We start from the raw sequence: 9641 nt of genomic DNA on the forward strand, positions 1-9641 counted from the left end.
CCGGGCCCCCGACCGGGTCGAGGTACGCGCCGACGACCGGCCGGTGCCCGCCACCGGAACCGCCGGGCGGCCCACCCTGATCGTGCGCGAGCTGCCGCCCGGCGCGGGCCGGCCCGGGGCTGCCGCGTCCCACGGCCCGGCCGCGTTCGGGGCGGCACCCCTCGGCGCGTGGCAGGCCGAGCTGACCGTGGTGCGGCGGCTCGATCCCGGCAGCGTGTCCGCCCTGCGTGACAGCGACCTCTGCGTGCTGCAACGGCTCTGGGCCGACGAATCCGCGGCGGTGCAGCAGGCGCTGCGGCTGCCCCCGGACAGCGGCCGGTTCCTCCAGGTGATGGCCGACGACATGCTCACCCTGGTCGGTGGCGGCACGGACCGGCACCTGTGGATCAGTCAGACCCCGGTGGAGCAGCACCTGCTGGGCGCGCCGCGTCGCTGACGAGCAGCCCGGCCAGGCGTTTCTTCCGGCCGTTCTCGCGGACGATCCAGGCCACGTCGCTGTCGTCGACGGCGGCCAGCGCCCGGAACGCCGGCAGGCCACCGGCCGGATCGGCGGCCACCGCGACGCTCCAGCAGTAGCCCAACGCCTGCCGCAACGCCCGGACGCCCTCGTCGCGGCGCTGATCGGCCGGCAGCGCCGCCAGGCCCGCCGTCGCCCGTCCGCACAGGTCGACGGCGCGGGCGGCGGCCTCCCGGGCGGCGAGCAGGCGCGGTTCACACACGGCCGCGACGGCCGCCCGCCGGACCAGCGGGTGCGGGTCCCCGACCCAGGTCGTGCCAAGGTCGAGCAGGCGCGGCAGGTCGGCGTCGCCGAGCCGCTGCAACGCCAGGGCCACCGCCTCGCGTACCCGCCAGCGGGGGTCGGTGGCGTACTCGTGCAGGCGCGCCTCGATGCGCCTCCGGGTCCGGGCCGGCGGGCCGTCGGCCAGCAGCCGACCGAGGCCGAGCACACCGCAGAAGGCCAGGTACTCGTCGTCGGTGGCGAGCAGACCGTCGAACGTGTCGGCGTCACCCTCGTCGGCGACGGCCTGGGCGAGTTCGAGGTTGGCGCGCGGCCCCGGCAACCCCGACCGCTCCCGCAGGTAGGCCGGCCACCCGGCGGGCGCGCCGGCCCGCAGCTCGACCCGGTACCGTTCAGGGCGGCTCACGGGGGCTGCGTACCCCGCCCGACGGGGGCGGGCCGCCCGCTCAGGTGAGCCGGGTGGCCATTGCGGCGATATAGCGGCATCGGAGCGGGGCAGACGCCGCCATATCGGCCCCATTGAGTCGATCATGGAGCCCGACGCGCACCGGGCGGGTAGGCCGGACGGGTCAGCTGACCTGGGGCGGCACCAGGGGGAGCTGGACGAGTCGGGCGCCGTGCCGGCGGGTGAACAACCAGCCCCGGCCGGCGGGCAGCCGCTGCGGCTTGATCGTGCCGAACAGCGCGCCCTCCTCCCGTGGACCGGACATCATGATGCCCGGGGAGGCCAGCTCCCTGATCCGGCCGATCACCGGGTCGAACATGGCCCGCCCGGCACCGCCGATCCGCCGGGTAAGCACCAGGTGCAGGCCGATGTCGCGGGCCTGCGGCAGGTACTCCAGCAGCGGCGCGAGCGGGTTCAGCGCCGCCCCGGCGACCAGGTCGTAGTCGTCGACCAGCAGGTAGAGTTCCGGGCCCTTCCACCAACTCCGGTCGCGCAGCTGCTCGGCGGTCACGTCCCGCCCCGGCAGCCGCTCCCCCATCACCGTGGCCACCTGCTTGACCAGGTCGGCGGTGACCTGCGGGGAGGTGCCGTAGCCGATCAGGTGCTCGGACTCCACCGCGCCGAGCAGGCTGCGCCGGAAGTCGACCAGGATGATCCGGGCCGCCGCCGGGTCGTTGCCCTCGACGATGCCGCGGGCCAGCCCACGCAGGAACGTGCTCTTGCCGCACTCGACGTCCCCGAAGAGCAGCAGGTGCGGTTCGGCGGTGAAGTCGAGGCGTACCGGCTGGAGGTCGGTCTCGGCGATGCCGATCGGGATCACGCCGCCCTGCGCGGCGGGCAACGCCTCGAAGGGCAGCTCGGCGGGGAGCAGCCGCACCGCCGGGGCACCCGCCGACGTCCAGTGCTGCTCCACCCGCTTGACCAGGTCGGCCAGCGCGTCCGGCAGGTCGTCGACCACCGGCCGGCCGTCGAGGCGGGGCAGGCCGGCGAGGAAGTGCAGGCCGTCGGGGGTGAGGCCGTGACCGTGCTGCTCCGGCACGTTCACCGCGGCCCGCCGGTTGATCACCGAGTCGGCCGGCTCGCCGAGGCGCAGCTCGACCTTCGCGCCGAACATGTCCCGCACCGCCGGGCGGACGTCCATCCACCTGTTGGTGGCGGCCAGGAGGTGGATGCCGTAGCCGAGACCCCGGTTCGCCAACTCGGTGACCAGGGGCTCCAGATCCTCGAACTCGGCCCGCAGCGCCGCCCAGCCGTCCACCACCAGGAACACGTCACCGAACGGGTCCTCGGGGAACCGGCCCTCGCGGCGGGCCCGCCGGTAGGCCGCCGCGCCCTCCACCGCGTGCGTGGTGAACAACGCGTCCCGGGCCTGCATCAGCCCGTGCAGCTCGGCGATGGTCCGCCGGACCTTGTCCACCTCGCGCCGGCTCGCCACCCCGCCGACGTGCGGCAGGCCGGCCAGCGCGGCCAGGGTGCCGCCGCCGAAGTCGAGGCAGTAGAACTGCGCCTCGCGCGGGGTGTTGCCCAACGCCAGGCTGGTGACCAGGGTACGCAGCAGGTTGCTCTTGCCCGTCTGCGGCGCACCCACCACCATCACGTTGCCGGCCGCCCCGGCCAGATCCAGCCAGAGCGGGTCGCGGCGCTGCTCCAACGGCTTGTCGACGATGCCGGCCACACCGTGCAGCGCGCCGTGCCGGTCCTCGGCGGCGATCGTCAGGCCCCGCACCGGGGACACCTGCACCGGTGGCAGCAGCGCGTCGAGGGTGGGCGGCTCCTCCAGCGGCGGCAACCAGACCTGGTGGGCGGCCGGTCCGCGCCCCTGCATCCGGGCCACCAGCACGTCGAGCAGGCTCTCCCCGACGTGCTCGTCGACCGGGGCCTCCGTCGGCTCGTCCGGCGCGTCGTCGGTGGCGAGCGGGACGTAGTCGGTGGTGTAGTCGCGGACCGGGTCGATCAGCCGGCCGCCGACGGTGGGCACCCCGCCGTGCTGCCGGACCGCCCCCGAGACGTACGCGGCCTTGAACCGGATCAGCCCCTCGGTGCCGGCCTTGAGGTAGCCGTGCCCCGGTGAGCGGGGCAGCTCGTAGGCGTCGGCCACCCCGAGCACCGCGCGGGACTCCATCGAGGAGAAGGTCCGCAGGCCCAGCCGGTACGACAGGTGCGTCTCCAGGCCGCGCAGCCGCCCCTCCTCCAGCCGCTGCGAGGCCAGCAGCAGGTGCATGCCCAGCGACCGGCCCACCCGGCCGATCTGCACGAACATGTCGATGAAGTCCGGTCGGGCGCTGAGCAGCTCGCTGAACTCGTCCACCACGATCAGCAGGCTGGGCAGCGGGGCGAGCGGCACCCCGGCCGCGCGGGCCCGCTCGTAGTCGCGCTGCGAGGCGTAGTTGCCGGCCCGGCGCAGCAGCTCCTGCCGGCGGGTGATCTCGCCCTGGATCGCGCCGAGCATCCGGTCGACCAGGAACAGCTCGTCGGCCAGGTTGGTGATCACGGCGCTGGTGTGCGGCAGCCGGTCCAGCGCGGCGAACGTGGCGCCGCCCTTGAAGTCCACGAGCACCAGGTTGAGGATCTCCGGGCTGTGCGTGACGGTCAGCGCCAGCACCAGCGTCCGCAGCAGCTCGCTCTTGCCGGAGCCGGTCGCGCCGACGAGCAGCCCGTGCGGGCCCATCCCCTCCTGGGCGGACTCCTTGAGATCCAGCTCGATCGGCCGGCCGTTCTCGTTGACCCCGATCGGCACCCGCAGCCGGCTGCGGTTGGGACGGCTGCCCCAGGCGTCGGTCAGGTCCAGCTCGTAGGGGTCGCCGAGGCCGAGCAGGTCGGCCAGGCCCAGGTCGGTGGCGACGGCCGGCTGGTCGGCGTACGAGGCGGCGGAGAGCCGCAGCGGCGACAGCTCCCGGGCCAGCACCTCGGCCCTGGCCGGGTCGAGCGTGTCGGCCCGGCCGACCCGGGTGGCACCGTCCATGGTGGTGCCCGAGATGGTGCCGTCGTCGGCGACGTCGAGCACCACCGAGGTCTCGTCGAGCAGGCGCGGCGGCCTCCCGGTGAGGTCCAGCAGGGTCACCCCGGCGACGCCGCCCTCGGTCATCAGGTGGTCGGAGCCGGCGACCTGCCCGCCGTCGACCACCACCAGCACGTACGGCGCGACCGCCGCCGTCGCCGTCGGGTCGAAGCGGGGCCGGTTGGCCAGCACGTCGACGAGCATCGCCTCCAGCGCCACCACGGTCGGGGCGAACAGCCGGATCGGGCCGACCGCGTCGAGCTTCGTCGGGTGCTGGGCGTGCGGCAGCCACTTCGCCCACTCCCACCCGGCCCGCCGGTCCGGGTCGACGCAGAGCGCGACCAGCAGGTCGTCGGGGGCGTGGAAGGTGGTCAACTGGGCCACCACCGCGCGGACCAGCCCCCGTACGGCGTCGTCGGCCCCGCGCAGGTAGACGTGGGAGAAGTCGCGCAGGGCGATCGCCACCGGCAGGTCGGGCACCACCGAGTAGGTGGCGACGAACCGGCGCAGCGCCACCGCGCACAGCGGCTCCAACTCGTCCACCGGGCGGGTCTGCGGTGGGATCAGCGGGGTGGCGACCTCCTGTGGGCCGAGGCCGATGCGGACCACGCTGAAGTCGGCGTCACCCCGGCGACGTTCCCAGAGCCGGCCACTGGTCACGGTGGACCAGAGCGAGTCCGGGTCGGGGTGCCGGTAGTGGATGGCCTCCCGCTGCTGGCGTACGGTCGCGCGGACCTGGGCGCGCAGCTGGGCGAGGCGGCGCATGTACTGCCGACGGGCCTCGATCATCTCGCGTTTGCCGGGCCCCGTCTGGTTGACCGCCATCACGGCGATCATGCCGAGGATGGAGATCCCGTACATGCCACCGACCACATAGGTCATCACGCCGCCGCGCTGCATGCCCATCATCAGGCCCATCGCCGCGGCACCCGCCGCCATCGGCAGGATCATCAACATCCGGGTCCAGCCCCGGCCACCGGCCGCCGGCACCTCGGGCGGCGGGTCGAGGAGCACCTCACCGGTCGGCAGCGGGGGCGCCGGCCGGCGGGGTGGACGCTTGACGACCACCAACGACGACATCTCCCCCGTACCTCCCACCACGTAGGTCTACGGCGGCCCACTCTATCGACCGGTCGCCCCTGGCAGGGACCGCCGTCCGCGCTCGGACGGCCACCCGGCGGGCGGTGCGACCGTGCTACTTTGACCGCCGCGGCGGGCCCAGCAGACGCCGCGCGAACGCGTGGCACACGGGGAGGTGACCAGCGTGACGGCCCCGGGCGGTCTCAGTCTGGCCAGGGTGACCATCGCCGCCCCCCAGCGGCGGATGGACGTGGCGTTGCCCAACGGCATGCTCGTCGGGGAACTCCTGCCGCACCTGCTCCGGCACGCCGGGGAGGGCCTCGGCGACGTCGGCGAACAGCAGGGCGGATGGGTGTTGCGCCGGGCCACCGGCACCCTGCTGGAGGCCACCCGCAACCTCGCCGTGCAGGGCGTCCGCGACGGCGAGCTGCTGCACCTCACGCCCGGCCGCGACGAGTGGCCCGAGCTGGCGTACGACGACGTGGTCGAGGTGATCGCCAGCGGCGCGCGGCGGACCGGTCGATCGTGGAGTGACGACGCCACCCGGCGGGCCGGGCTGGCGGTCACCGCCGCCCTGCTCGGATTCGGGCTGGTCGCGTTGCTCGCGGTCGGTGCGCCGTGGCGTACCCCGGGGCTGCTGGCGCTGGGGGTCGCGGCGCTGCTGGCGGTCGTCGGCCCGGTGCTGTCGCGGGCCGTGCCCGACGCCACCGCCGGGGCCGTGGTGGCCGCCGCCGGCCTGCCCTACGCACTGCTCGGCGGGGCGCTGCTCGGCGCACCGGACGACGCCCGGCTGATCGACCTGGGGGCGCCGAGCCTGCTGCTCGGCTCCGCCGCGCTGCTGGTCTTCGGCATCGTCGGCTACGCGGCGGTGGGCGGGGTGCAGCGGCTGTTCATGGCCGGGGTGGCGGCCGGGCTCACCGGCGTGCTGGCCGCGCTGCTCTGCTACGGCGGGGTCTCCCCCGCCGGCTCGGCGGCGGCGACGCTGACCACGGTGATCGGCCTGCTGCCCGGTTATCCGCTGATCGCCGGCTGGTTGGGCAGGCTGCCGGTGCCGGAGCTGCCCGACCGGCCGGAGGAGATCCTGAAGGACCGGCCGGTGCCCGAGCGGGCGAAGGTCTTCGTGACCGTGGCACGGGCCACCGAACTGCTCACCGGGATGCTGCTGTCCGCCTCGGTCTGCGGCGCGCTGGCCATCGCGTTCCTGCTGGCCGGGGACCGTACCCCGGCCGGCGCGCTGCTGGCGCTCTGCGGCGCCGGCGCGCTGCTGTTGCGGGGGCGGCTCTTCCCCACCGCCGCGCAGCGGGTGCCGCTGCTGGTCAGCGGCCTGCTGGGGCTGTCGTCGCTGGCCGTCGCCGCGCTGCTGGGCACCGCGCCGGGTGGTGGCCGGGTGCTCGTCTGGCTCGGTGTGGTCGCCGCGGCGGCGCTGACGCTGGTCGCCGGGCTGGTCTACAGTCGACGCCGGCCGTCGCCCTACCTGGGCCGGGCCGCCGACATCGCCGACGTGATCGCCATCATGGCGCTGATCCCGCTGGCCTGCGCGGTCATCGGCCTGTTCGGGGCGATCCGGGGGATGTTCGCCTCGATCGGCGGGTGAGACGACGATGACGACGCGACGGGACCAGCTCCAGTCGTACCAGTTCATGACCCAGCGGGTGATGTCCGCGTTCGTGATGCGCGAGACCGACCCGCAGCAGTCGCCGCTGCGTCGGGGCATCGGCGCGCTCTTCGGTGGGCTGATGGTCGCCGTCCTGGTCGCCGCCGGGGTGGGCATCTACGGGCTGCTCACCAAGGTCGGTGGGAACAGTTGGCGGCAGCCCGGCGCGGTGGTGGTCGAGAAGGAGAGCGGCGCGACCTACATCTACCTGGACGGACGGCTGCATCCGACGCTCAACTACGCGTCGGCGCTGCTGGCCGCCGGCCGCCCCGGCACCCCGGTGGTACGCGTCTCCGCCAGCACCCTCGGCACGGTGCCGCGCGGGGTGACGATGGGCATCCCGAACGCCCCCGCCTCGCTGCCGGCCGCGAACCGGCGGGCCGGTCTGCCGTGGACGGTCTGCTCGACCCCGACGACCGACGACACCGGCCGCACCACCGACACGGTGACCCTGGCGTTGGCCGCCCGGCCGGCCGGTGGGCGGGGCGTCGGCGACGACGGGCTGCTCGTCAAGGACGCCACGCTGGGCATGAACTACCTGGTCTGGCACGGCCGCCGGCACCTGGTGCAGGGTTCCCGGGTGGTCGTGCCCGCCCTGTTCGGGGCGGTCACCCCGACCCCGGTCGGCACCGCCTGGTTGAACGCGCTGCCCGCCGGGGTGGACCTCGCCGCGCTGCCCGTCGCCGACCGGGGGAAACCCTCCCGGGAGGTGTCCGGGCGACGCAACGGCGACGTGCTGGTCACCCAGACCGCCTCCGGCCCGCAGCACTACCTGGTGCTCGCCGACGGGGTCGCCCCGGTCGACCCGGTGCAGCAGGCGATCCAGGCCGGCCAGTCGGGGCGGCAACCCGTCCCGGTCGCCGTCTCCGACGTCACCTCGCTGCCGAAGAGCCAGCAGGTCCCCCGCCCGCCGGACCGGGGCCGGCCGCCCGCCACCCCGCCGAAGCTGCTCGGCCCCGAGCCGGGGCAGCAGATCTGCGCCGCCACCACCGACGCCGGCACCCCGCCGGAGTTGACAGTGGGCGGCGCGCTGCCCGACGCGGACCGGGCCGCGCCGACCGGTTCCGTCTCCCCCGACGGCATCCCGCTGGCCGACCGGATCGCCGCCCCCGCCGGCCGGGTCACCGTGCTACGGCTGCTCGGCAGCCCCGGCGCGTACAGCATCGTCACCGACCTGGGCATCCGCTACCCGGTGCCGTCCGCCGAGGCGTTGCGCCTGCTCGGCTACCCGGCGGAGGGGGCGCTGACAGTGCCGCCGAGCCTGACCATGCTGGTCCCGACCGGCCCCGTCCTGGACCCCCTGGCGGCGGTCCGCCCCGCGTCGATCACCACCGGCGGCTGACCGGACCGTCGGCCGTGGTGGGTCAGCGGCCGGGCGTCGGTTCGTCGAAGAGCTGCACCGGCGGGCCCGGTTCGGTCGGCGACGTCGACCGGGCGGGTGCCGTTGCGACGGCCGCCCGCCACCGGCGACGCCGTACCCGGGGCAGGGTCAGCGCGACGGCGCACACCACCAGGACGGTGGCGAGGGCGAGCGCCGTACCGGCCAGGGCGATCCGCCGGCTCTCCCGGACCGCCGGGTCGGGCCGGTCGTCGGCGGGCCGGAACCGGGGCAGCGGGGCCGGCCGGGCCTGCGGCAACAACTGGTCGTTGACCGCACCGTACGGGTTGACGGTGCCGTGGCCGTACTCGGTGCGGTCGGCACCGGGGACCGCCGTCACGGTCAGCAGCCGGACCAGTTCGCTGCGCGGCGTACCGGACCGCTTGGCGAGGGTCAACGCCCCGGCACCGGCCACGAACCCGCAGGCCAGTGCGGTGCCGTCGGCGGCCTCGACCAGTCCTTCACCGCGCTGGGTGGTGGTCACCGCCACGCCCGGCGCGACCAGGTCCAGGTACGGCCCGTACTGCGACTTCGGCCAGCGCCGCCCGTCCGGGCCGATCGCCCCGACGGCGAGCACCTCCGGATAGCCGGCCGGATAGGACACCGGGTTGCCGTCCCCGCCCCGGTCACCGCTGGCGGCCACCACCAGGACGCCCCGGTCGACGGCCCGGCGCACCGAGTTCCGCAGGGTCGCGGCGTCCCGGTCGGCGGCCACGGTCACCGCGACCACCCGGGCACCCCGGTCGACGGCCCAGTCGACGCCCCGGGCGAGCACCGCCGGGTCGACCGGGGCGGCACCGAACGCCCGGTCGTCGACCACCCGTACCGGCAGCACCCGGGCGCTCGGCGCGAGGCCCGCGAACGGCGACCCGCCGGCCTGCCGGGCGACGATCAGCCCGGCCACCCGGGTGCCCTGCCCGGTGCAGTCGGTGTCGGCCGGGCCGCTGCCCCGGACCGCGTCGAAGCCGCTGCCGACCCGCCCCCGCAACTGCGGGTGGTCGGCGTCCACTCCGGAGCCGAGCACCGCGACGGTCACCCCGGCCCCCTGGCTGAACGGCCACACCTGCTCCGGGGCGAGCACCTGCTGCGCCCAGGACGGCGTGCCGACCTGCCCGCCGGCCGGCGCGCAGTCGGGTGCCGCCGTGGCGGGCCGCACCGGGCCGACCAGGGCGGCGGCGACCAGCCCGGCGACGAGCGCACCCGCCACCGGACGCCGTCCCGCCCGGGCGGGGCCACCAGCCGTGCTCCGATCCCGGTCCGGCCGGGTCGTCGGTGACGCTGCGGCCGGGCCGGCGTGGTCCGGGCGACCGCCCGCACCGACCTGGTCGTCCGGCTGTGGCCGAACCG

5 protein-coding genes and 1 pseudogene are annotated in these 9641 nt (G+C 75.7%); 3 read left to right on the forward strand and 3 right to left on the reverse strand.

Annotation, left to right across the window (positions count from 1 at the left end):
- Positions 1–436 (forward strand): annotated as a pseudogene (locus tag ACOJTC_RS12690) (hypothetical protein); the annotation flags it as partial.
- Here ACOJTC_RS12690 and ACOJTC_RS12695 read toward each other — a convergent pair.
- Together ACOJTC_RS12695 and eccCa are read right to left on the reverse strand one after the other, a co-directional pair.
- Positions 387–1145, reverse strand: coding sequence for a HEAT repeat domain-containing protein (locus ACOJTC_RS12695; RefSeq protein WP_420117000.1), 759 nt, complete (start codon positions 1143–1145; stop codon positions 387–389). The pseudogene ACOJTC_RS12690 and the gene ACOJTC_RS12695 overlap by 50 nt on opposite strands.
- Positions 1146–1308: 163 nt before the next feature.
- Positions 1309–5262, reverse strand: a complete 3954-nt coding sequence (eccCa, locus tag ACOJTC_RS12700; protein ID WP_420117001.1) for a type VII secretion protein EccCa — start codon at positions 5260–5262, stop codon at positions 1309–1311.
- Between the two features lie 184 nt (positions 5263–5446).
- Here eccCa and eccD point away from each other — a divergent pair, with 184 nt between their 5' ends.
- Positions 5447–6856 carry a type VII secretion integral membrane protein EccD gene (gene eccD / locus ACOJTC_RS12705; RefSeq protein ID WP_420117002.1) on the forward strand — a complete coding sequence of 470 codons (1410 nt, stop codon included), beginning with the start codon at positions 5447–5449 and terminating at the stop codon, positions 6854–6856.
- 7 nt (positions 6857–6863) lie between these two features.
- Positions 6864–8258 carry a type VII secretion protein EccB gene (gene eccB, locus ACOJTC_RS12710; protein WP_420117003.1) on the forward strand — a complete coding sequence of 465 codons (1395 nt, stop codon included), beginning with the start codon at positions 6864–6866 and terminating at the stop codon, positions 8256–8258.
- 22 nt (positions 8259–8280) lie between these two features.
- Here the strand turns inward: eccB and ACOJTC_RS12715 are convergent.
- Positions 8281–9641: S8 family serine peptidase (locus ACOJTC_RS12715; RefSeq protein WP_420117004.1), on the reverse strand; the 1361-nt coding region annotated here is incomplete at its 5' end.

Origin of the sequence: Micromonospora sp., from assembly GCF_048594385.1 — a bacterium.
In the GTDB taxonomy this organism is placed as follows: domain Bacteria; phylum Actinomycetota; class Actinomycetes; order Mycobacteriales; family Micromonosporaceae; genus Micromonospora; species Micromonospora wenchangensis.

What these genes read in the sequence shown, in the direction of transcription:
- eccCa (WP_420117001.1), bottom strand. Translation starts at nt 5,262, where the DNA reads ATGTCGTCGTTGGTGGTCGTCAAGCGTCCACCCCGCCGGCCGGCGCCC.
- eccB (WP_420117003.1), top strand. Translation starts at nt 6,864, where the DNA reads ATGACGACGCGACGGGACCAGCTCCAGTCGTACCAGTTCATGACCCAG.